Origin of the sequence: Paraburkholderia diazotrophica, assembly GCF_900108945.1 — a bacterium.
In the GTDB taxonomy this organism is placed as follows: Bacteria; Pseudomonadota; Gammaproteobacteria; order Burkholderiales; family Burkholderiaceae; genus Paraburkholderia; species Paraburkholderia diazotrophica.
Window position 1 is genome coordinate 96,486 of the sequence record NZ_FNYE01000008.1, and the last position, 22,877, is coordinate 119,362.

General features: G+C 64.3%; 19 protein-coding genes. 14 read left to right on the top strand and 5 right to left on the bottom strand.

Annotated features, from left to right (window positions below; all coding sequences use genetic code 11):
- Positions 1-62: 62 nt before the first annotated feature.
- On the bottom strand, positions 63-983 hold the full coding sequence (locus BMW76_RS13005) for a sterol desaturase family protein (RefSeq protein WP_090865545.1): 921 nt from the start codon (positions 981-983) through the stop codon (positions 63-65).
- 214 nt (positions 984-1,197) lie between these two features.
- The gene (gene dacB / locus BMW76_RS13010) at positions 1,198-2,823 is read right to left on the bottom strand and encodes a D-alanyl-D-alanine carboxypeptidase/D-alanyl-D-alanine endopeptidase (RefSeq protein WP_090865546.1); all 1,626 of its coding nucleotides are present in this window, start codon (positions 2,821-2,823) and stop codon (positions 1,198-1,200) included.
- 399 nt (positions 2,824-3,222) lie between these two features.
- Between dacB and BMW76_RS13015 the strand changes: the two genes are divergently transcribed.
- The 6 genes from BMW76_RS13015 (at position 3,223) to BMW76_RS13040 (ending at position 9,192) form a co-directional block, all read left to right on the top strand.
- Entirely contained in the window at positions 3,223-3,885 is a 663-nt protein-coding gene (locus BMW76_RS13015; protein ID WP_090865547.1) for a response regulator, read from the top strand.
- A gap of 4 nt (positions 3,886-3,889) precedes the next feature.
- On the top strand, positions 3,890-5,191 hold the full coding sequence (locus tag BMW76_RS13020; protein WP_090865548.1) for an ATP-binding protein: 1,302 nt from the start codon (positions 3,890-3,892) through the stop codon (positions 5,189-5,191).
- A 114-nt stretch (positions 5,192-5,305) separates the two neighbouring features.
- Positions 5,306-6,820 (top strand): DegQ family serine endoprotease, encoded by a 1,515-nt coding sequence (locus tag BMW76_RS13025; protein ID WP_090865549.1) that lies wholly within the window; start codon positions 5,306-5,308, stop codon positions 6,818-6,820.
- Positions 6,821-7,045: 225 nt separating this feature from the next.
- Positions 7,046-7,540 (top strand): hypothetical protein, encoded by a 495-nt coding sequence (locus BMW76_RS13030; RefSeq protein WP_090865550.1) that lies wholly within the window; start codon positions 7,046-7,048, stop codon positions 7,538-7,540.
- Between the two features lie 407 nt (positions 7,541-7,947).
- Complete coding sequence (locus BMW76_RS13035; RefSeq protein ID WP_090865551.1) at positions 7,948-8,412, top strand: DUF427 domain-containing protein; 465 nt, start codon at positions 7,948-7,950, stop codon at positions 8,410-8,412.
- 33 nt (positions 8,413-8,445) lie between these two features.
- The gene (locus BMW76_RS13040; protein ID WP_090865552.1) at positions 8,446-9,192 is read left to right on the top strand and encodes a CoxG family protein; all 747 of its coding nucleotides are present in this window, start codon (positions 8,446-8,448) and stop codon (positions 9,190-9,192) included.
- A 62-nt stretch (positions 9,193-9,254) separates the two neighbouring features.
- Here BMW76_RS13040 and BMW76_RS13045 read toward each other — a convergent pair whose 3' ends face one another.
- Positions 9,255-10,307, bottom strand: coding sequence for a helix-turn-helix domain-containing protein (locus tag BMW76_RS13045; protein WP_245763206.1), 1,053 nt, complete (start codon positions 10,305-10,307; stop codon positions 9,255-9,257).
- A 148-nt stretch (positions 10,308-10,455) separates the two neighbouring features.
- On the opposite strand from BMW76_RS13045, the gene BMW76_RS13050 reads away from it, so the two are divergent.
- Positions 10,456-11,085, top strand: coding sequence for a cysteine hydrolase family protein (locus tag BMW76_RS13050; protein ID WP_090865554.1), 630 nt, complete (start codon positions 10,456-10,458; stop codon positions 11,083-11,085).
- Positions 11,086-11,190: 105 nt separating this feature from the next.
- Here BMW76_RS13050 and BMW76_RS13055 read toward each other — a convergent pair whose 3' ends face one another.
- Positions 11,191-11,826, bottom strand: a complete 636-nt coding sequence (locus tag BMW76_RS13055; RefSeq protein ID WP_090865555.1) for a TetR family transcriptional regulator — start codon at positions 11,824-11,826, stop codon at positions 11,191-11,193.
- A 429-nt stretch (positions 11,827-12,255) separates the two neighbouring features.
- On the opposite strand from BMW76_RS13055, the gene BMW76_RS13060 reads away from it, so the two are divergent.
- From BMW76_RS13060 to BMW76_RS13080, 5 genes are all read left to right on the top strand, one after another.
- Entirely contained in the window at positions 12,256-13,506 is a 1,251-nt protein-coding gene (locus BMW76_RS13060) for an efflux RND transporter periplasmic adaptor subunit (protein WP_090865556.1), read from the top strand.
- A gap of 18 nt (positions 13,507-13,524) precedes the next feature.
- Positions 13,525-16,719, top strand: a complete 3,195-nt coding sequence (locus BMW76_RS13065; protein WP_090865557.1) for an efflux RND transporter permease subunit — start codon at positions 13,525-13,527, stop codon at positions 16,717-16,719.
- A 10-nt stretch (positions 16,720-16,729) separates the two neighbouring features.
- Complete coding sequence (locus BMW76_RS13070; RefSeq protein WP_090865558.1) at positions 16,730-18,247, top strand: efflux transporter outer membrane subunit; 1,518 nt, start codon at positions 16,730-16,732, stop codon at positions 18,245-18,247.
- Between the two features lie 236 nt (positions 18,248-18,483).
- A complete protein-coding gene (locus BMW76_RS42595; RefSeq protein WP_090865559.1) occupies positions 18,484-18,870 on the top strand; it encodes a hypothetical protein in 387 nt (128 codons plus the stop codon).
- The gene (locus BMW76_RS13080) at positions 18,849-19,373 is read left to right on the top strand and encodes a helix-turn-helix transcriptional regulator (RefSeq protein WP_090865560.1); all 525 of its coding nucleotides are present in this window, start codon (positions 18,849-18,851) and stop codon (positions 19,371-19,373) included. The genes BMW76_RS42595 and BMW76_RS13080 overlap by 22 nt, the downstream gene beginning before the upstream one ends.
- A gap of 109 nt (positions 19,374-19,482) precedes the next feature.
- On the opposite strand, the gene BMW76_RS13085 is transcribed toward BMW76_RS13080, so the two are convergent.
- Positions 19,483-20,898 carry a nucleobase:cation symporter-2 family protein gene (locus BMW76_RS13085; RefSeq protein WP_090865561.1) on the bottom strand — a complete coding sequence of 472 codons (1,416 nt, stop codon included), beginning with the start codon at positions 20,896-20,898 and terminating at the stop codon, positions 19,483-19,485.
- Here BMW76_RS13085 and BMW76_RS13090 point away from each other — a divergent pair.
- Both BMW76_RS13090 and BMW76_RS13095 read left to right on the top strand, forming a co-directional pair.
- On the top strand, positions 20,893-21,132 hold the full coding sequence (locus tag BMW76_RS13090; protein ID WP_090865562.1) for a hypothetical protein: 240 nt from the start codon (positions 20,893-20,895) through the stop codon (positions 21,130-21,132). The two genes, BMW76_RS13085 and BMW76_RS13090, sit on opposite strands and share 6 nt — an antisense overlap.
- Positions 21,133-21,343: 211 nt before the next feature.
- On the top strand, positions 21,344-22,768 hold the full coding sequence (locus tag BMW76_RS13095; RefSeq protein ID WP_090865563.1) for a xylulokinase: 1,425 nt from the start codon (positions 21,344-21,346) through the stop codon (positions 22,766-22,768).
- Positions 22,769-22,877: the final 109 nt, after the last annotated feature.

Below are 22,877 nucleotides of genomic sequence, written 5' to 3' on the forward strand. Positions count from 1 at the left end.
ACGTCGTGTGGACGCGGCGACGCCTTTGCAAAAACCTTCCCTGGTTATTCGATTCGCTGCGGCTAGACGGCCGCGTTGTTGTTCCGCTGCGTGTGTCCGGCCGTGTCAAAAGCGCTTTGTCCGACACGAACGCTCGCGTGATACTGCGCGGCCCACGCAGGCGGCGCGAACAGCGCGTTCAACCGGTTGCGCCAGCCGCGCACCCGCGCGACATCGCATGCCATCGACGCCCATTCATGAAACGTCGCCTTCAACGGGTTATAGGTGTGCAGCGGCTCGACGATACCGTACACGGGCACCTCGTTGGCGTCTTCGCCGACGTAGCTGCCGAACAGCCGGTCCCAGATCACGAGCACGCCCGCGTAGTTGCGATCGATATAACAAGCGTTGCGCGCGTGATGGACGCGATGGATCGACGGCGTATTGAGCACGTATTCGAGCCAGCCGAGCTTGCCGATCGCCTGCGTATGCACGAAGAACTGAAACGCCAGATTGATCAGCACGATGCCGACGATCTGCTTCGGCGGAAAGCCGAGCAATGCAAGCGGAATCCAGAAGAGCCACATGCCCGCGACGGGATACATGAGGCTCTGCCGGAACGCCGTCGAAAAGTTCATCCGTTCCGATGAGTGATGCACGACATGCGCGGCCCACAGCCAGCGCACCCGATGGCTGCAGCGATGGAATACGTAGTAGAGCAGGTCCTGCGCGGCGAACAGCACGGCGAACGACCACCAGCCCGCGCGCCAGTCGAAGAGACGGTAGTTCGCGTAGCACCACGCATAGACGGGAATGACGAACAGCCAGGCGAGCTTGTCGGCGCCTTGATGCATCAGCGCGAGCGCGGTGTTGCACAACGTGTCGCGCCAGTTGTAGATGCGCGCTTCGGGATGCGTGCGCCGCACGTGCCACGCTTCCCAGCCGATGCACCCGAGAAAGACGGGCGCCATGGCGAGCAGGAGCAATTCGGCATCGAATTGCATTGACGTCTCCCTCCGAGGGTCCCTGCGGCCTCGTTCAGGAGGCCGGCATTGTCTTTATTGTTTGAATGCGGCGTCGTTCGACGAGCGGCACGCATCGTGTGCGGCTTGCGCGCGATCATGCATGTTGTGCCTCGCTGCCGACGCCATTTTCATACTGCCCGACAGCGTACAACGCCTCGCGACGCGCCGCGCAGCGCTTCGCTAGAAGGAATCCTCAGTGCGCGCCGCGCCGCTGAGGGTTTGTCCTGGTCTTGCGATGCGGCGCCGCGCTGCGTTCGGCGGCGGCGGGAGCGGCCGTCTGCGCGAGCATCATCGAAGGCCCCTGGTACACCCATTCGAGCAGCTCGTCATGTGCGGCGCGCGCCGCTTCCGCATGCGGATCGTTGATCAGGCTAACGACCACGTAGCTCTCGCCATCGGCGGATGCAACGTAGCCCGCGATCGCGCGCACGTCGCGCAGCGTGCCCGTCTTGATGTGCGCATTGCCGTTGACGGGCTTCGACGTCAGACGGTTGCGCATCGTGCCGTCCACGCCGACTACGGGCAGCGAATCGACGAACACCTGCGCGACGGGACTCGTGTTCGCGCTTTGCAGCAGATCGGCGAGCGCGAGCGCCGTAATGTGCTCGTTGCGCGAGAGGCCCGAGCCGTTGTCGAGCGACAGGTATTCCATCGGCATCGCGCTGCGATGCAGGAACGATTGGATGGCCGCCGCCGACTTCGCGGGCGTCGCGGGCGGCTTGTTCGTGACGGCGCCGATCGTCAGGAACAGATTGCGCGCCATCGTGTTGTTGCTGAACTTGTTGATGTCGTGAACGATGTCCGACAGCACCGGGCCCTGGTGTGTCGCGACGAGCTTCGCATCGATGGGCACGGCGCCTTCGCGTGTCGTGCCGTTGAACATGCCGCCCGTCTGCTGCCACAGCGCGAGGAAGCCGCCCGCGAAGAACGTCGTGTGATCGAGCACGGCCACGTTGACGGTGCGCTCACCACAGCGCAGCGGATAGTCGCCGATGAACGACGCATTGACGACACCATTCGATGCAGGCGTGACGGCCGGCGTCACCAGTTCGCCGCGGCACGGACCGCGCGTCGCGCGCAGTTCGTTGTCGACCTGCAATTGCGCGAGCGCGGGCAACACATCGATCTGCACTTTGCCGTCGTCGTTCGGCGACATCGTGAACGACAGCGACTTGAACGCATACAGCAGCGGATCGGGGCCGACGTTGTACGGCGCGTTGACGTCGTCGTCGAAGGCGGGCAGGTCGCGCGTCGACGGATCGAAGAAGCGCTTGTCGAGCACGAGCGCGCCGTCGATGCCCGTGATGCCCGCCTTGTGGATCTTCTGGACGAGGTCGATCAGTTCTTCGGGCACGAGCTTCGGATCGCCCGTGCCCTGAATGTACAGATTGCCATGCAGAACGCCGTTGCCGTCGACGTCGCCTTGCGCATAGGCGGTGGTCTTCCAGCGGTAATCCGGGCCGAGCATCGACAGGCCTGCGTAGGTCGTGACGAGCTTCATCGTCGACGCGGGCATCATCGGCTGGCCCGCGTTCAGCGCGAGGACGGGCGTGCGGTCGCCGACCTTCTCGACGACGACGCTGATCGCGGACAGCGGCACATGCGCGCGCTGCAAGCCCGCCATGACGGGCGCGGGCAATACCGTGCTGACGTTGACCGACGGATGCTGCGCTTTCTTGCGAGCCTGCGCGGGCGCGGCGACGGCGAGCGCGGAACAGGCGAACAGCACGACGGCGGCGCGCGAGACCGTCAACGATCTGAAACGGCGCCCGAGCGAACGGGCATACGACGAAGCGGGTGAAGCGAAGGCGAGCGGCATGTAGAAGGATTTCGGCGAATGATCAGCTGCGCAAGTCGGGTGTCGCGGCGCACCGGCGGACGACGCAAAGGCAGTGCGGCAAGCACCATGACAGCAGCCTGGAACGAACGGCCCGGAAAGGCAAATGCAAGCACCGGCAAGCGAAAGAGCCCGCACGCGCGATGCAAAAGCGCTCATTGTAGAGAGTTGCCGTGACGCCGAGAACAAAATGATGAGGCGCGCGCAGTGCGGCGCGCAGTGTGGCGTTTAGCGCGCGCCACGCCGTGTCCGGCCGCGCATCGCAAGGACATGCGGCCTGCATGCATCGGATATCTCGACAGCGCTCGGGCGCTAGAATGCTGGCATCGGAAAACCATCCCGGAATGCAACGGCCGGAACAGCCGGAACGGATACAAAGCGATGCGCATACTTCTCGTTGAAGACGACCGGATGATCGCCGAAGGCGTCCGCAAGGCGCTGCGGGGCGAAGGCTTCGCGGTCGACTGGGTGCAGGATGGCGAGTCCGCGTTGAGCGCGGCGGCGGGCGAGCCCTACGATCTCGTGCTGCTCGACCTCGGCTTGCCAAAGCGGGACGGCCTCGACGTGTTGCGCACGCTGCGCTCGCGCGGCCATCAGTTGCCCGTGCTGATCGTCACCGCGCGCGATGCCGTCGCGGACCGCGTGAAGGGACTCGACGCGGGCGCCGACGATTACCTCGTCAAGCCGTTCGATCTCGACGAACTCGGCGCCCGGATGCGCGCGCTGATCCGCCGTCAGTCGGGACGCAGCGAATCGACGATCCGCCACGGCAATCTGACGCTCGACCCCGCGTCGCATCAGGTGACGCTCGATGGGTCGCCCGTCGCGCTGTCCGCGCGCGAGTTCGCGCTGCTGGCGGCATTGCTCGCGCGGCCGGGCGCCGTGTTGTCGAAGAGCCAGCTCGAAGAGAAGATGTACGGCTGGGGCGAAGAGATCGGCAGCAATACCGTCGAGGTCTATATCCACGCGCTGCGCAAGAAGCTCGGCGCAGAGCTGATACGCAACGTGCGCGGTCTCGGCTACATGATCGCGAAGGAAGCCTGACACGATGCGTTCGATTCGCCGTCAATTGCTGTTCTGGCTGCTCGCTATCGTGTTGCTCGGCGTCGGCATTGCGGGCTGGCTGATTTACCGTCAGGCGCTCGCCGAAGCCAACGAACTGTTCGATTACCAGCTGCAGGAAATCGCCGCCGCGCTGCCGGCCGAACCGTTCTCGCAAGTGCTCAGCTCGCGCGATACGGGCGACGAAGGCATCGTGCTGCAGATCTGGAATCGCAACGGCGTGCTCATGTATTACTCGCATCCGCGCGCGCCGCTCGCGCCGCGCGCCGAGCTCGGCTTTTCGACGGAGCGCACCGAGCGCGGCGACTGGCGCGTGTATGGCGCAATCGTCGGCGATAACGTCGTGCAGCTGGCGCAGCCCGTATCGGTGCGCAACCGGCTCGCGGCGAACGTCGCGTTGCGCACGTTGTGGCCGCTGATCGTTCTGCTGCCGCTGTTGGGCATGGCCGTATGGGGCGTCGTCGGGCGCGGGCTCGCGCCTTTGCGGCGCGTCACGGGCGCGCTCGACACGCGCCACCCGGAGGCGCTCGACCCGCTGCCCGATTCGCGTCTGCCGCTCGAAGTGCAGCCGCTCGTGCGCGCATTGAACGGTCTGCTCGAGCGGCTGGCGGGCGCGCTGGATACGCAAAAAGCCTTTGTTGCCGATGCCGCGCACGAACTGCGCACGCCGCTCGCCGCCGTGCAGATTCAGGCGCAACTGGTGGCGCGCGCGCACGACGAAACGGAGCGCCGCGAAGCGCTCGACGATTTGCAGGCGGGCGTCACGCGCGCGACGCGTCTTGCCGAGCAACTGCTCGCGCTCGCGCGCTCCGAGCCGGACGGACACGCAGCAACGACCACCGTCGATCTCGACGCGCTGGTCCACGAATGCGTGACGGCCTATCTGCCGCTCGCGCAGGAACGCCGCGTCGATCTCGGCATCGAGGCGAGCGAGCCGGCTACCGTCCCCGGCGATGCCGAAGCGCTGCGCGTGATGCTCAACAACCTGATCGATAACGCAACCAAATACACGCCGTGCGGCGGGCGCGTCGATGTGTGTCTGCGCGTCGAAAACGGCAGGCCCGTCGTGCAGATCGCCGACAGCGGTCCCGGCATTCCTCCCGGCGAGCGGGAGCGCGTGTTCGACCGTTTTTATCGCGTCGGCGCAGGTGCGAATCGCGCGCGTACGGATGTGTCGGGCAGCGGTCTCGGGCTCGCGATCGTGCGGCGCATCGCGCTTCAGCATCACGCGTCCGTCACGCTCGACGATGCGCCCGCGGGTGGACTGCAAGTCAACGTGCGCTTCTGAATTTGCCGCCCGCGTAGTGCTTTCATCCCGTTAGCGTTGTTTAAGATTGATTTAAGCGACGCCACGTACTCTTCGAGACATCAGAGTCCAATCTCTCCCAGTCAGGAGTACGCGATGAAACCAAGAATGCTGACCCGTAGTGCCGTTGCAGCGGCCGTCGTGATTGCCTTGTCGGCGGGCTACGTCGCCGGCCACCGCAACGTGCCCGCTCCGCAGGTGATCTCGCCCGCGCAGGCCGCCGCGATGATGCCCGCCGAGGCCGCGGCGAAAACGGGCATTCCCGATTTTTCGGGCCTCGTCGAAACGTATGGTCCCGCCGTCGTCAACATCAGCGCGAAGCACGTCGTGAAGCAGGCGTCGATGCGCGGCAACGGCAATGGCAACGGGCAGTTGCCCATCGATCCGAGCGACCCGTTCTATCAGTTCTACCGCCACTTCTTCGGCCAGATGCCGGGCATGCAAGGCCCGAACGGTGGTGGCGACGACGGCGGCGACCAGCCGAGCGCGAGCCTTGGTTCCGGCTTTATCGTCAGCAGCGACGGGTACATCCTGACGAATGCGCACGTCGTCGACGGCGCTAACGTCGTCACCGTGAAGCTTACCGACAAGCGCGAGTTCAAGGCGAAGGTGGTCGGCTCGGACAAGCAGTCGGACGTCGCAGTCCTGAAGATCGACGCGAAGGATCTCCCGACCGTGAAGATCGGCGATCCGCGCGCAAGCAAGGTCGGCCAGTGGGTCGTCGCGATCGGCTCGCCGTATGGCTTCGACAACACGGTGACGTCGGGCATCATCAGCGCGAAGTCGCGCTCGCTGCCAAACGAGAACTACACGCCGTTCATCCAGACCGACGTGCCCGTGAATCCGGGCAACTCGGGCGGGCCGCTCTTCAATCTGCAAGGCGAAGTGATTGGTATCAACTCGATGATCTATTCGCAGACGGGCGGCTTCCAGGGCCTTTCGTTCGCTATCCCGATCAACGAGGCGATCAAGGTCAAGGACGATCTCGTGAAGACGGGTCATGTGAGCCGCGGACGTCTCGGCGTCGCCGTGCAGAGCATGAACCAGACGCTCGCCGATTCGTTCGGCATGAAGAAGCCGCAAGGCGCGCTCGTCAGCTCCGTCGATCCGGGCGGTCCTGCCGCGAAGGCGGGCTTGCAGCCGGGTGACGTGATCCTGTCGGTGAATGGCACGGAGGTGACGAATTCGTCGGATCTGCCGTCGCAGATCGCGGGCCTCAAGCCGGGCACGCAGGCGGACGTCCAGGTGTGGCGCGACAAGTCGACGAAGGACTTGAAGGTGACGATCGGCTCGCTGTCGGATGCGAAGATCGCGTCGAACAACGAAAGCGGCCCGGCGCAGATGCAAGGGCGCCTCGGCGTCGCCGTGCGCCCGCTGACGCCGCAGGAAAAGAGCAGCGCATCCGTCTCCCACGGTTTGCTGGTGCAGGACGCGGGCGGCGCGGCGGCGAGCGCGGGCATCCAGCCGGGCGACGTGATTCTGGCCGTCAACGGACGCCCTGTGTCGAACGTCGATCAGTTGAAGCAGGCGGTGACTGCCGCGGGCAACAGCCTCGCGCTGCTGATCCAGCGCGACAACGCGCAGATCTTCGTGCCCGTCGATCTCGGCTGATGGTCGTTTGATGCTGGACTGACGATCGGCTGTAACGGGTAAAAGCTGCCGTTCCTGGAAAAGGACGGCAGCTTTTTTCATGGGGCCTGGCGCAGCGCATGCTGTGAGACGAATCCAATCTGCGGCGCTGCAAGGCGAAAGCGGGAATGGCAAACGAACGGGCATGCAGATTGCGTCCGTACGCTCGCCAGGACTGTTTGGGGATCGCCCAAAAGGAGCCACGCAATGATTCATCGTCGTATCGTCGCACGCGCCGTGACGGCTGCCGCGACAGTTCTCACGCTCGGTCTCTCAGGCGGCGCCTTTGCGCAGCAGGCGAGCGAAACCACGGGCGGCAGCACCACGGATAACACGAGCGCGGGCAACGTCAACGGCGGCGGCCTGCCGCAGGTGCAGCAGCAGGGCGACGTGTCGTACACGTCGGGCGGCGTCGGTCTCGACGAATCGAAGGCGCTGCTCGCGGCGCAAAGCCAGTGGCCGTTGTCGCTGCGCTTCACGGGCCCCGGTTCCGACTACCTCGCGGACATCAAGGTGAAGATCGTCGATGCGCATAGCGCCGACGTGCTCGACGCGACTTCGCGCGGACCGTACATGCTGGTCCGGCTGCGTCCCGGCCGCTATACCGTGCACGCGTCCTACAAGGATAGCGACCAGTCGAAGGCCGTCACGGTGCCGGCGAGCGGCACGGCCAAGGCGGGGTTCTACTTCGCCACGCAGTAAGCGGGCCGAAATCTCCCGCGAAGCTCGTTGGAACGACGGCAGGCGAGTGGGCTGCGAGGCTTTGCAACGCGCGGCCCGACGCATGCCCGAAGGCTCGCCTGAAATCGCATCAAACGCCCTTTTCGCGCGCAGCGTGGGCGCGGCGCAACACGTGCGCGTCGGCAATCGCGTCTGCAATCGGTAGAGACCCCATCCCGCCAACGAAGGTCGCGCAATCCCGCTGCGTTTGGTCAATAATGAAGCCACGAACACGCTCGTGGCTTCGCCGTATCGAAGCCGGCGCGGCGTGGTCGAGGGAGACGCGCACCGCAGAATCACAACGAAGCGGCGCGTGCCCGCGAGTGCCCGGCTGACACCTCAGCCGGTCGGACAGGACAAGCACACGTGCCATCAGCGGAGCGGACGACATGAACGATGCCCCAGCTAGCGGAAGCGCCAACGGCGCGGACGGCGCCGATGCCCTAGGAGGCGGCCGCCCCGACGATGCATCCGGTGGTGCGCCAGCGCACGGCGGGCACGGGCAGGCGCCCCATACGATCCGTATTACGACCAACCGGCACCGGGTGCGCGTGATCCACCAGGGCGTGACGTTCGCGGATACGTTCGGCGCGCTCACGCTGAGCGAAACCGGCTACCCCGACGTGTTTTATTTTCCCCGCGCCGACGTGAACATGGCGCGGCTCGAACGGTCGACTCATACGTCGCGCTGCCCGTTCAAGGGTGAAGCGACGTACTTTCATCTTCGCACCGAAGAGGACGTCATCGAGAACGCAGTCTGGAGTTATGAGAACCCGTTAGACGAGGTCAAGCAGATCGCGGGTTATCTGGCGTTTTACGCATCGCGCGTCGACCGCATCGATCAGACGTCCTGATCCCGCAGTCGCGCGTATTTCGGGGAGGCTGCCATGGAATTGAACGACGCGTTGAGGGTGCCGCTCGCGCCGTCCGAAGTCTGGGACGCGCTGCAGGATCTCGCGTTGTTGCGCGCGAGTCTCGACAACTGCGAGTCGCTGCGCCGGCTCCAGGGCGGCGAATATCTGCTGACGATGACCGTGCCGCTCGGACCGTTGCGCGCGCATTACCAGATTCGCGCGCATGTCGCGAGCGAGGACGGCCCGGATAGCGACAAGCCGCACCGCACGCTGAATTTCAAGGCGCGTGCGGAGGGCGTCGGCTCGCTGCGCGGACAGATCGACGTATCGCTGCGCACCGACGATGCGCTTCATTTGCCGGGTCGCGGCCCGAGCACGCGCATCGACTATTCGGTGTGGGCGACCGCGACCGGGCCGCTGTCGGAACTGCCCGCGCGCCAGATCGAAAATGCGCTGCACGAGCTCGCCGACGATTTCTTCACCGAGTTCTGCGCGGTCGTTCAGGCGAAGCACGGCAAGGGCCCGAATCGCGCGACGGCCACGCAGGGGCGCCGCCAGCATGTGTTTCTGCGTCCGATCAGTCTGAGCGGTGTCGCGCGCCGCGCGCGGCTGCACGACCAGCAGCACGGCGGCACGCTGACGGGCCGCGCCGCGCATTCGCTGCTGCACGGCCTGCATCACGAACACGATCCGCATGTGCTGCCCAACTGGGCATGGGCCGCGATGATTTTCTTCGTCGCGCTGCTGCTCTACATTGCGCGGTACTTCACTCAGGGCTGACGGCCTTCGTGGTTGTCGGCTCGCGCGAATCACGCGCGACGGACCCGACTCGCCCGGCTCGCTCACACGCCGCGAAATTCCCGCCGCCATGCGGACGGCGATGTCCTGAACGCGTCGGTGAAATGCTGACGCAGCGAAGCCGTCGAACCGAATCCCGCCATCCCCGCAATCGATTCGATCGACTCGTCGGTGCTCTCGAGCAGTTGCTGCGCGCGGGCAAGCCGTTGCGCCAGCAGCCACGCACCGACGGTCGTGCCCGTCGCGGCCTTGAAGTGACGCGTGAACGTGCGACGGCTCATCGCTGCGCGGCCGGCGAGCGAATCGAGCGTATGTGGCGCGTCGAGCTTGCCGTGCACCCAATCGAGCAGCGCGGCGAGACGATTGCCGCGCACGTCGTGCGGCATCGGCTGCTGCACGTATTGCGCCTGTCCTCCCTGACGATGCGGCGGCACGACGAGGCGCCGCGCGACATAGTTCGCGCTTTGCGCGCCGCACAGCTTGCGCACGACGTGGAGGCAACAGTCGAGCCCCGCCGCCGTGCCCGCCGACGTGAGGATGTCGCCGTCGTCGACATACAGGACTTGCGGATCGACCTTCACTTTCGGGAAGCGGTGCGCGAAGTCGCTGGCCCATGCCCAGTGCGTCGTCGCGGGACGCCCGTCGAGCAGGCCCGCGGCGGCGAGCACGAACGCGCCGAGGCACAGGCCGACCAGTTGCGCGCCGCGCGCGTGAGCGGCGCGCAATGCGTCGAGCAGCGCTTCGGGCGGATCTTCGTGCGGATCGCGCCACGTGGGCACGATGATCGTGTCGGCATCGGCGAGCGCTTCGAGGCCATGCGTCGCGGCGATCGAGAAACCGGCTGTCGTCGACAGCGGTCCCGGCTCGATCGAGCAGACGCGAAAATCGAAAACGGGAACGCCGCCGTCGCTGCGGTCCTCGCCGAACACGACGCAAGGCACGGACAGATGAAACGGGCTGATGCCGTCGAACGCGATCGCAGCGACGACATGCCTCCGCGGCTTTTTCGCCGTGGCGTTGCGGTTGGCGGTCTTGACGCGGCGGGGCGTTGAGACCACAGCGTGACGAGGATCTGAACGGGAAGCATGGCGGGCCATTCGCGGCCTCCGGAGCGAAAATGCGAATGGCCCAATCCTAGCGAAAATTGTCATTCGGGTCACTGTCGCTCGATGGCCGGAAAGCGAAGAATGCGGGCATCGCGGCTGCAATCGCCAGTCGCCCAACGCCAACTTGAGGAGACCCGCCATGTCGACGCCCCGTCGCGCCCTGATCGTCATCGACGTCCAGAACGAATACGTCACGGGCGATCTGCCGATCGAATACCCCGACGTGCAGACGTCGCTCGCGAACATCGGCCGCGCAATCGACGCGGCGCACGCCGCGCGCATTCCCGTTGTCGTCGTTCAGAACCTCACGCCGCCCGGCTCGCCGATCTTCGCGCGCGGCAGCGACGGCGCGGCGCTGCATCCCGTGGTGGCGTCGCGCGAGCGCGATCATTTCGTCGAAAAAGCGCTGCCGAGCGCGTTCACGAACACGGACCTTGCCGACTGGCTCGCCGCGCGCGACATCGACACGTTGACGGTAGTCGGCTACATGACGCACAACTGCGACGCATCGACGATCATTCACGCGCTGCACATGGGACTGGCCGTCGAGTTTCTGCACGATGCGACGGGCTCTGTGCCGTACGAGAACAGCGCGGGTTTTGCGAGCGCCGAGGAGATTCATCGCGTGTTCAGCGTCGTGTTGCAGTCGCGTTTTGCGGCGGTGGCGAGCACGCAGCAGTGGATCGCGGCCGTGGAGTCGGGCGGCCCGCTCGAACGCGGTTCGATCTATGCGTCGAATCAGAAGGCGCGCGCGCGGACGGCGGTCTGAACGAAGTCAAATTGAACATGAGCCGGTGCGTGAGCCGGCTTTTTCATGGCCGGTCAGGAGCGGTTTCAGCCGCCGCCGCAAATGGCCTGTTTGCGGCGCCTGTCCTCAGGCGCCCAGCCGCAACGCCGGACTGCGCAGCCCGTCGATCATGCTTTCGACCATCTGCCGCGCGTAATGGCCGAAATCCAGCGCTTCGGGCACGAACAGCATATCGCGCAACGAGCCGCTGATGAACGCATGCACCATCGACGCGGCAACGGGCACGTTCAAGTCCGCCGGCAGCTGTCCTTTGGAGATCGCGTTGCGCATCGCCACCTGCATGTTGGCGAGACCCTCGCGCATGTTGTTCTGATAGCGCGCCATCACGGGGCCCATTTCCTCGACGAATTCACACTTGTGAAACAGGATTTCGAACACGCGGCGGCGATGCGGATCATTGGCTGTGTCGCGCAGACACACCGTGCAGATGTCGATCAGGCGGCCGAGCGGATCGGCCTCGTTCGGGTCCACCGAGGCCGCCTTCAGTTCGACGAGCGGCAGCAGCACGCGGTCGAACATTTCCGTGAAGAGTTCGCCCTTGTTAGCGAAGTGCCAGTAGATCGCCCCGCGCGTGACGCCCGCCGTTTGCGCGATATCCGCCAGCGAAGTGCGCGACACGCCTTTCTCAAAAAAGACCTTTTCTGCGGCATCGAGGATGCGGTTGCGCGTCTCCTGCGCTTCTTCCTTGGTTCGGCGGACCATTCTTGTGACCTGCTGGTAATTACGGGGTTTCCCTGGCGTTTTTAAACGCGCCTGATAAAGATCATTTCCCATGCCGGTTATTGCCTGGTCGATCTTTCGGGAGAACGCCTTTTTTCGGGCTGAACGCTCTTTTACGTGCATTCATGAATGTATATATAATAGCACCCCATCGATCGGATAGCTCATGTAGGAGTGAACGGTTAATATCCGTCACTGTTGCCTTTTACAGGTGCCTTGCGCTGTCTCAATTATTGGGCGGCGCAGTGCTGCATTTCCCGGCTTCGCGCATTTCGCAATGGGTGCACCCGCAGGAAACGCATTCGTGAGCGTCCGGTCATGGCGTCGTCGTCGAGACGCCGATGTGCGCAGCCTTCTCCGCAGAGAGATGCACGCACTTTTTCCTTCTCAGTCTTTGACAGAGGTCGCTCCATGCGCGTCGAACGGGTTCCATTCCGCTTACTCACTGCCGCGACGGCTGCCGTAATGCTGGCAGCGTGCGGACAAAAACAATCAGCACCTCCGCCACAAACTCCCGAAGTCGGTGTCGTCACGGTTCAGCCGCAGTCCGTGCCCGTCGTCACCGAGCTGCCGGGCCGCACCAGCGCATTCCTCGTCGCGCAGGTACGCGCGCGGGTCGACGGCATCGTGCTGCGCCGCGAGTTCACAGAAGGCACGCAGGTCAAGGCCGGCCAGCGTCTGTACAAGATCGATCCGGCGCCGTTCATTGCGTCGCTGAACAACGCGAAGGCATCGCTCGCGAAGGCGCAGGCGAATCTGGCGTCGACGACCGCGCAGGCGAACCGCTACAAGGTGCTCGTCGCGGCGAACGCGGTGTCGAAGCAGGACTACGACAACGCCGTCGCCGCCGAAGGCCAGGCCGCAGCCGATGTCGCGGCAGGCAAGGCGGCCGTCGACACCGCGCAGATCAATCTCGGCTATACGGATGTCGTTTCGCCCGTGACGGGCCAGGTCGGCATCTCGCAGGTGACGCCGGGCGCGTACGTGCAGGCGAGCCAGGCGACGCTCATGTCGACGGTTCAGCAACTGGACCCCGTCTACGTCGACGTGACGCAATCGAGCCTCGCGGGCCTGAAGCTGCGCCGCGAAATCCAGCAGGGCCGTCTGAAGACGAGCGGTCCGAATGCGGCCAAGGTCGAACTGATTCTCGAAGACGGCCGCGTGTATGCGGAGAAGGGCAAGCTGCAGTTCACCGACGTGACCGTCGATCAGACCACCGGCTCCGTGACGATCCGCGCGATCTTCCCGAACAAGGATCATGTGCTTCTGCCGGGCATGTTCGTGCGCGCGCGAATCGAAGAGGGCATGAACGACAACGCGCTGCTCGTCCCGCAAGTGGGCGTCACGCATGACCAGAAGGGCCAGCCGACGGCGCTCGTGCTCGACAAGGACGACAAGGTCCAGTTGCGCGTGCTGCAGACCTCGGCGACGTATGGCCAGTACTGGGTGGTCGATGGCGGCCTGAATGCGGGTGACCGCGTGGTCGTGCAAGGCACCGACAAGGTCCGTCCCGGCGCACAGGCGAAGGGCGTGCCGGCTCAACTGCCGCCTGCACCCGCCGCGTCGGACGCGGCAGCCGCGGGCACGCAGAGCGCGTCGGCTCCGGGCGGCGCGCAGCCAGCCAGTGGCACGGCCGCAGCCTCCGCGGCATCGGGCGCGTAATTAAAGGGAGCCTGCTTCATGGCAAAGTTTTTTATCGATCGCCCGATCTTTGCATGGGTGATCGCCATCATTCTGATGCTGGCGGGTCTGGCGTCGATCTTCACGCTGCCGGTCGCGCAATACCCGACGATTGCGCCGCCTGCCGTGCAGGTCAGCGCGACGTATCCGGGCGCATCGGCAAAAACGGTTGAAAACACCGTCACGCAGGTGATCGAGCAGCAGATGAGCGGTCTCGACCACTTGCTGTATCTGTCGTCGACTTCGGACGATTCGGGCACGGCGACCATCACGCTGACGTTCGCGCCCGGCACGAACCCGGACATCGCGCAGGTGCAGGTGCAGAACAAGCTGCAGCTCGCGACGCCGCTTCTGCCGCAAGTGGTGCAACAGCTCGGCACGAAGGTGACAAAGTCGAGCAGCAGCTTCCTGCTGGTGCTGGCGTTCGTGTCGACGGACGGCAGCATGAGCAAGTACGACCTCGCGAACTACGTCGCGTCGAACGTGCAGGACCCGGTGAGCCGTATTGACGGCGTGGGTACCGTGACGCTGTTCGGCTCGCAGTACGCGATGCGGATCTGGCTCGACGCGCACAAGCTGACCAACTTTGGGCTCACGCCCGTGGATGTCGAAACCGCGTTGCAGGCGCAGAACGTCCAGGTGGCGGGCGGCTCGCTCGGCGGCACGCCGTCGATTCCGGGCCAGTTGCTGCAGGCGACGATCACGGAAGCGACGCTGCTGAACACGCCCGAGCAGTTCGGCAACGTGCTGCTGAAGGTGAACCAGGACGGCTCGCAGGTCCGCCTCAAGGACGTCGCGCGCGTTGAACTGGGCGGCGAAAACTACAACTTCGACACCAAGTACAACGGCCAGCCGACGGCGGGCTTCGGTATCCAGCTGGCGACGGGCGCGAACGCGCTGGCGACGGCGAAGGCCGTGCGCGACAAGATCGACCAGCTGTCGAAGTACTTCCCGCACGGTCTCGTCGTGAAGTATCCGTACGACACGACGCCGTTCGTGCGCCTGTCGATCGAGGAAGTGGTCAAGACGCTGCTCGAAGGCATCGTGCTGGTGTTCCTCGTGATGTACCTGTTCCTGCAGAACCTGCGCGCGACGCTGATCCCGACGATCGCGGTGCCCGTGGTGCTGCTCGGTACGTTCGCGATCATGAGCGCGGTCGGCTTCTCGATCAACGTGCTGTCGATGTTCGGTCTCGTGCTCGCAATCGGTCTGCTGGTGGACGATGCGATCGTGGTCGTGGAGAACGTCGAGCGGGTGATGTCGGAGGAAGGCCTGTCGCCGCGCGACGCAACCCGCAAGGCGATGGGCCAGATCACGGGCGCGCTGGTCGGCGTTGCGCTCGTGCTCTCCGCCGTGTTCGTGCCCGTGGCGTTCTCGGGCGGCTCGGTCGGCGCGATCTACCGGCAGTTCTCGCTGACGATCGTGGCGGCGATGGTGCTGTCCGTGCTGGTCGCGCTCATTTTGACGCCGGCGCTGTGCGCGACGATCCTCAAGCCGATTCCGCAGGGCCATCACGAAGAGAAGAAGGGCTTCTTCGGCTGGTTCAACCGCACCTTCGACAAGAGCCGCGACAAGTACCACACGGGCGTGCACCACGTGATCAAGCGCTCGGGCCGCTGGCTCATCATCTATCTGGTGGTGATCGTCGCCGTGGGTCTGCTGTTCGTGCGTTTGCCGAAGTCGTTCCTGCCCGACGAAGACCAGGGCACGATGTTCGTGCTGGTGCAGACGCCGTCGGGCTCGACGCAGGAAACCACGGCGCGCGCGCTGAAGGACATCTCCGACTATCTGCTGAACGACGAGAAGTCGATCGTCGAATCGACGTTCACGGTGAACGGCTTCAGCTTCGCGGGCCGTGGCCAGAACTCCGGTCTCGTGTTCGTGCGGATGAAAGACTATGCGGAGCGTCAGCATGCGGATCAGAAGGTGCAGGCGCTGGTCGGCCGGATGTTCATGCACTTCGCGACGTACAAGAACGCGACCGTGTACCCGGTGAATCCGCCTTCGATTCCCGAACTCGGCACGGCGTCGGGCTTCGACTTCGAGTTGCAGGATCGCGCGGGTCTTGGTCACCAAAAATTGATGGAGGCGCGCAACCAGCTGCTCGGCATGGCCTCGAAGGACCCGACGCTCGCACAGGTGCGTCCGAACGGCCTGAACGATACGCCGCAGTTCAAGGTGTCGATCGACCAGGAGAAGGCAGCGGCGCTGGGCGTGAATCTCTCGACGATCGATCAGACGTTCTCGATCGCGTGGGCATCGCAGTTCGTCAACAACTTCCTCGATACGGACAGCCGGATCAAGAAGGTGTATCTGCAAGCCGACGCGCCGTTCCGCATGACGCCGGAGAACCTGAGCGACTGGTACGTGCGCAACACGGCGGGCGGGATGGTGCCGTTCACGTCGTTCGCAAGCGGCCAGTGGACCTACGGTTCGCCGAAGCTCGAGCGCTATAACGGTATTTCGGCGATGGAAATCCAGGGCCAGGCGGCACCGGGCAAGTCGACGGGGCAGGCGATGACGGCGATGGAATCGCTGGCGGCGAAGCTGCCCGCGGGTATCGGCTACGAGTGGACGGGTCTGTCGTTCCAGGAACGTCAGTCTGGCTCGCAGGCGCCGATCCTGTACGGCATCTCGATCCTCGTCGTGTTCCTGTGTCTCGCGGCTCTGTATGAAAGCTGGTCGATTCCGTTCTCGGTGATCATGGTCGTGCCGCTCGGCGTGCTCGGCGCGCTGCTGGCCGCCACACTGCGCGGACTGGAGAACGACGTGTTTTTCCAGGTCGGTCTGCTGACAACGGTGGGCCTGTCCGCGAAGAACGCGATTCTGATCGTGGAATTCGCGCGCGAGCTGCAGCAGGGCGAAGGCATGGGCCCGATCGAAGCGGCGCTCGAAGCGGCGCGTCTGCGGCTGCGTCCGATTCTGATGACGTCGCTCGCGTTCATTCTCGGCGTGCTGCCGCTCGCGATCAGTAACGGTGCGGGCTCGGCGAGCCAGCACGCAATCGGTACGGGCGTGATCGGCGGGATGCTGACGGCGACCTTCCTCGCGATTTTCATGATCCCGATGTTCTTCGTCGTGATTCGCGCGAAGTTCACCGGCGAGAAGGAAGACCCCGACGAGGCGCTGAAACACTACAACGAGCACCATCCGCATGACCCGCAGGGTGGCAGCGGCCCGGGTAACGCCAGCTGAGGACATTGAGATGCATAAATATTCTTTGATGGCAGTGGCCGTCGCGCTCTTCGCCGCGGGCTGCACGATGGAGCCGAAGTACGAGCGGCCGGCGGCGCCTGTGTCGGGCGCGTTCCCAAGCGACGGCGTCTATGCGACGCAGCCTGCGCCCGGCGCGGGCGCGCGTACGGCGAACGGCCAGGCGGCCGTCGAAATCGGCTGGCGCGATTTCTTTGTCGATCAGCGGCTGCAACGGCTGATCGATATCGCGCTGAAGAACAACCGCGATCTGCGCGTGTCGGTGCTGAACATCGAGGCTTCGCGCGCGCAGTATCAGATCGCGCGCGCGGCGCTGATGCCGACGATCGACGCCGTCGCGTCGCAGACGAAGCAGCGCACGCCGAAAGACCTGTCGTTCTTCGGCAAGACGATTTCTAACGAGTACTCGGTCGGTCTGAACGCATCGTGGGAAATCGACTTCTTCGGCCGCATCCGCAGCCTGAAGGACCAGGCGCTCGCGCAATATCTGGCGACGGCGCAAGCGCGCAAGGCCGCGGAGATCGCACTCGTTGCTTCCGTCGCGGATCAGTATCTGACGGTGCTCGCCTTTGACGATTCGTTGAAGGTCACGCAGGACACGCTCAAGACCGCGCAAGAGTCGTATCGCATCACAAAGCTGCAGTACGACACGGGCACGGGTTCTGAACTCGATCTGCGTCAGGCTGAGACGGTTGTCGAACAGGCGAATGCGAATCTGCAGTCACAAGCGCGTCTGCGGGCACAGGCTGAGAATGCGCTCGTGCTGCTGATCGGCGAACCGTTGCCGACTGATATGCCGAGCGGACTCACACTCAACGACCAGGACGTGCTGACCGACATTCCTGCCGGTCTGCCGTCGGATCTGCTCACGCGCCGTCCCGACATCATGGAGGCCGAGCAGAATCTGCTGGCGGCCAACGCGAATATCGGCGCGGCGCGCGCGGCATTCTTCCCGCGCGTTTCGCTGACTGGCAGCTTCGGCACGCTGAGCCCGACGCTCGGCGGGCTGTTCAAGCCGGGTTCGGCGGCGTGGAGCTTCGCGCCGCAGATCACGCTGCCGATTTTCGAAGGCGGCCAGAACCGCGCGAACCTCGATCTCGCGAACGTCGAGAAGAACATCCAGATCGCGCAGTACGAAAAGGCAATCCAGACGGCGTTCCGCGAAGTGGCCGACGGGCTCGCCGCGCGCGGCACGTACGATCAGCAGATCAAGGCGCTCGAACGCGACACGTTCGCGGAACAGCGTCGACTCGATCTGTCGGACCTGCGTTACCGGAACGGCGTCGACAGCTATCTTGCCGTGCTGACGGCGCAGACCGCGCTGTACGACGCGCAGCAGTTGCTGATCACGGCGCGCGTGCAGCGTCTGACGAACCTCGTCGATCTGTACAAGGCGCTCGGCGGCGGATGGATCGAGCACGCGGGCGAGCAGCCGCGTCCCGCCGACGCACCCGTCGACTACGGCGCGGCCAGTGCGCCCGTTGCGGCATCGGCTGCGACGTCGGGCTAAGTTCCCGGCTGCATCGAAAGCAGCCTTTCCCTTGCTTCACGCAAAACGCCACGGCATGCCGTGGCGTTTTTTATTGTCGTCCTACAAACCTTGGCCGGATGGCTAATTCAGGTCTACAGATCGTTTATTTGCATCGTGAACCGCTAGTATCGGCACCTGATGGACGGAAAATGATGGTCCATTTAAAGGTTGTCAATTGACAACCATACGACAGGCGCTATAGACTGGAGTTGTTCATGAATCGTCGAACTCATTCGAAGAAGGAAGTCGAGTCGGCACTCGGCTATGCGGAAGAAAACGGCTGGCGCGTCGTGTCCGGCACGGGCTGCGGGCATGCGTGGGGGCGAATGTATTGCCCTTACAACGACAGCGATTGCCGATGTGGCGAGTTTTGCATCACCAGCATCTGGTGCACGCCGCGCAATGCAGTCAGTCACGCGAGGACGTTGCGTCGCATCGTGGAGAATTGCGCGCCGCATCGGCACAAGGTCATTTCCTTCCGCGTGATCGCCGAAGCGAAAAGGCGCGTGCGAACGCAACAGCAGCACGGGCAGCAACAAGAGCAGCAGGAGCAGCAACCAGGGAAGGACAAGGAGCAAACATGGAATACACCTTCACACTGAAGTACCGTCTGAGCACGGAAGACTGCGATCATGACGACATCGTCGAGCGTCTTGCGGCGCAAGGCTGCGACGATGCAACCATCGGTGTCGGTCAGCCGGGGCGTCTTGCGCTCGCGTTCGCGCGCGAGGCAAAAACAGCGACGCATGCGCTCGTCAGCGCGCTGAAGGACGTGCGCCGCGCGGTGCCGACGGCGCAACTGGTCGAAGCCGCGCCGGATTTCGTCGGGCTGACGGATGTGGCGGAAGTGGCGGGCGTGTCGCGCCAGAACATGCGCAAGCTGATGCAGTCGCATGCCACGGAATTTCCCGCGCCCGTTCATGAGGGGAGCACGTCGTTGTGGCATCTGTCGGACGTGCTCGAATGGATGCACGATCGCGGCGGCTATGACATCGCACCCGACGTCTTCGAAGTCGCGAGATCGGCGAAGCAGATCAATCTGATGAAGGAGGCTCGCGATCTGGAGCCGAAGGTGACGCGACACTTCAACAACCTGGTCGCTTGAAGCGGGACGAAGGCGTCTGTTCTTCCGTTTGCGTGCGCACAACCGTAGTCATGCGCACGCGTAATGCGGTAGTTGCGCCTGGCGTCTGGCGCAGAATTTGGCACAAGGCTTAGTGCATGTCGGCGGCGCGCAGCATTTCGTCGCCGGCGATGGCGTCGTCGTTACCGCCGCGTCCGTCGAAGTCATGACCGGCGCGGTGAATATCGCGCTTCGCTGCGCGTTCGCCCTTCACGCCGTTGAAGATCAGGTTCAGCACGACAGCCGAAACGGACGCCAGCAGAATCCCGCTGTGCAGCAGCGGCGAGAGTGCGGGCGGCAGCTTCGAGAAGAAGTTCGGCGAGACTACGGGCACGAGGCCAAGGCCGATGCTCACGGCGACGATAAAAAGGTTGTGATGGTTCTTCACGAAGTCGACTTTCGACAGGACCTTGATGCCGTTTGCCGCCACCATGCCGAACATCACGATGCCCGCGCCGCCCAGCACGAAGGCCGGTACGGATGCGACCAACTGCGCCATCTTCGGGAACAGGCCGAGCAGCACGAGGATCACGCCGCCCATCGCGCAGACGAAGCGGCTCTTGACGCCCGTCACGCCGATCAGGCCGACATTCTGCGAGAACGACGTATGAGGGAAGGAGTTGAAGATGCCGCCGATCAGCGTGCCGAGACCGTCCACGCGCAGACCGCGCACGAGTGTCTTCTGATCGACGGGACGGTCCACCATGTCGCCGACGGCGAGGAACATCCCCGTCGATTCGATGAACGTGACGAACATCACCGTGACCATCGTCGCAATGGAGAGCGGATCGAAGTGAGGCAGGCCGAAATGGAACGGCATCACGAAGCCGACCCACGGCGCGTTCGTCACGCCATCCATGTTCACGCGACCGAGCAGCGCGGCAATGACGAAGCCCGCTACGATGCCGAGCAGCACCGAAATATTGGCGATGAAGCCTTTGCCGAACTTGTTGATCAGAAGGATGAGCGTGAGCACGACGAGCGACAGCGCGAGGTAGACCGGGTTGCCGTAATCCGGATTGCCGACTCCGCCTGCCGCCCAGTTGATGCCCACTTCCATCAGCGAAAGACCGATCACCGAGATCACCACGCCGACCACGACGGGAGGGAAAAAGCGCAGCAGCTTGCCGATCATCGGCGCGACGACGATGCCGATCACGCCGGCTGCGATCGTCGAACCGAAGATGTCGAGAATGCCCAGGTTCGGGTTCGTGCCGATCGCGACCATCGGGCCGACTGCGGCGAACGTGCAGCCCATGATGACGGGCAAACGGATGCCAAAGATCCACAGGCCGAGCGTCTGAATCAGTGTGGCGATGCCGCACGAAAAGAGGTCGGCGCTGATGAGAAAGGCGATTTGCTCTTTCGGCAGCTTGAGCGCACTGCCGATGATCAACGGCACGGCGACGGCGCCTGCGTACATCACCAGCACGTGCTGGATGCCGAGCGTCAGCAACTGGCCGAAGGGCAGTCGCTCGTCGCACGGATGAACCGTGTTCGAGTGCATCTTGTCTCTCTCCACATCTGGTTTTGGGATGACTCCAAGGTATGCGGGACGAAAAAACGCGACAAGACCACGTCGTTCTATTCCAACCTTTGCCGCGACGATATGCGTGAACCGGATTTGGAACGCACGTCCTATGCGCAATCGGAGGAATCTGCCCGCATCCCTTGCGGCGCGGTGGCGTGCGGGATTTTCATCAAAGGGGCGCTCAATGGCGACGTATCGGCGGCCATATGATGTGTATTGCGGTTCGCACATAATGCGTTTTCGGGCTGCGTCTTATCGGGGGTGGGTTAACCCGCGCGAGCGGTTGTCGCGCGTCGGAATGATCGTTCGCAACCTGTCCCGTTTCGACGCAAGCTGTCCCGCCTCGACGGAGCGTGCCGTGCCCCGGAAGCACGGCGCTCTTCAACACACACTTTTAAACCGGATTTAACCCATCGCATTCATGTCCTTCCTTGGCATCGATCTTGGTACAGGTTCACTAAAGCTCGCGATCATCGACGATGAAGGCCGCGAGCAATGCGCGGCAAGCGTCGCGTATACGATCGACACGCCGCAGCCGGGCTGGGCGGAAATCGATCCGGAGGTCTGGTGGCGCGCGCTGCGCGAAGCGGCTTCGCGTTTGCCGCAGGTTCAACGCAGCGCCGTGCGGGCGATCGGTTTTTCCGGTCAGATGCACGGCGTCGTGTTGAGCGACGCACAAGGCAATGCAGTTCGGCCCGCGATGCTTTGGCCCGATACGCGCGCGCTGCCGTTGCTCGACGCATGGTCCGCGCCGCAGCCGAATCCCGTCGCGCCCGGCATGGCAGGACCGCTGCTGCGATGGATCACGCTGCACGAGCCGCAGTCCATGCAAGCGGCTCGCTGGGCCTTGCAACCGAAAGACTGGCTGCGCTTCAAGCTCGGCGGCGAAATCGCGACCGATCCTTCCGATGCCTGCGCGACAGCGCTCGCCGATCCAGCCGGCGTATGGGATCGCGCGTTGCTGGAACGTCTCGCGTTGCCGCTCGAGCGCTTCGCGCCCCTCGCTGCGTCGTACGCGGCGAGTGGCTCGCTGTCCGGCGATGCGGCACGCGCGCTCGGTTTGCGCGCTGGCATCATGCTTGCCACAGGTGCAGGCGACACACCCTGCGCCGCGCTCGGCAGCGGCCTTGCGAACGACGGCGACGCGCTGCTCACCACAGGCACGGGCGGACAGATTCTCGTGCTCGCGACGCAAGAGCCGAACGAGGCACAAGGTCTGCATCGCTATCGGGCCGCGACCGACCACTGGTATCGGATGGCCGCGATGCAGAACATCGGGGTCGCGCTCGAAGCGGTACGAGGCTGGCTGTCTTACGAATGGTCTGATGCATATTGCGATGCGTTCGCGTCCGATCCTGCGTCGGGCGTGACGTTCTTGCCTTATCTGACGGGCGAGCGCACGCCTTGGCTCAATCCCTCGGCGCGCGGCGGCTGGCTCGGGCTCGCGCTGGGCACATCACGTGGCGCGATGATGCGGGCTGCATTCGAAGGCGTCGCGTTTTCGTTGCGCGCGGGGCTCGACGCGATCAGGCAAAGCGGCGCGCAAGTGTCGGCGCTGCGTCTCGCGGGCGGCGGTTCCGTCGATGCGCGCTGGCGCCAGTTGCTCGCCGACGCGCTCGACGTGGAACTGCATGCCGTCGATTGCCCCAACTCAGCGGCGCGCGGCGCGGCGATGCTCGGCGCAATCGCGTGCGGCCATTGGCATGCAAGCGATCTCGCTGCGCTCGCTCCTGCGGCGACACGCGTCGCGGGACCGCAAAACAATACGGCGCTCGCGGCACGGTACGCGCGCTTTATCGATCTGTACGGCAGGGTCGAAGGCTGGTTCGCGCCGCCATCCGCCTGAGGCGCGCTACGCGTCGCATGACGACAATCATGCGACGCGGCATGCCATGGGCGCGTCGCGATTGTCGGCGATGATGTCCGAAGCGCGGCGCGCGAACATGCGAGACAAT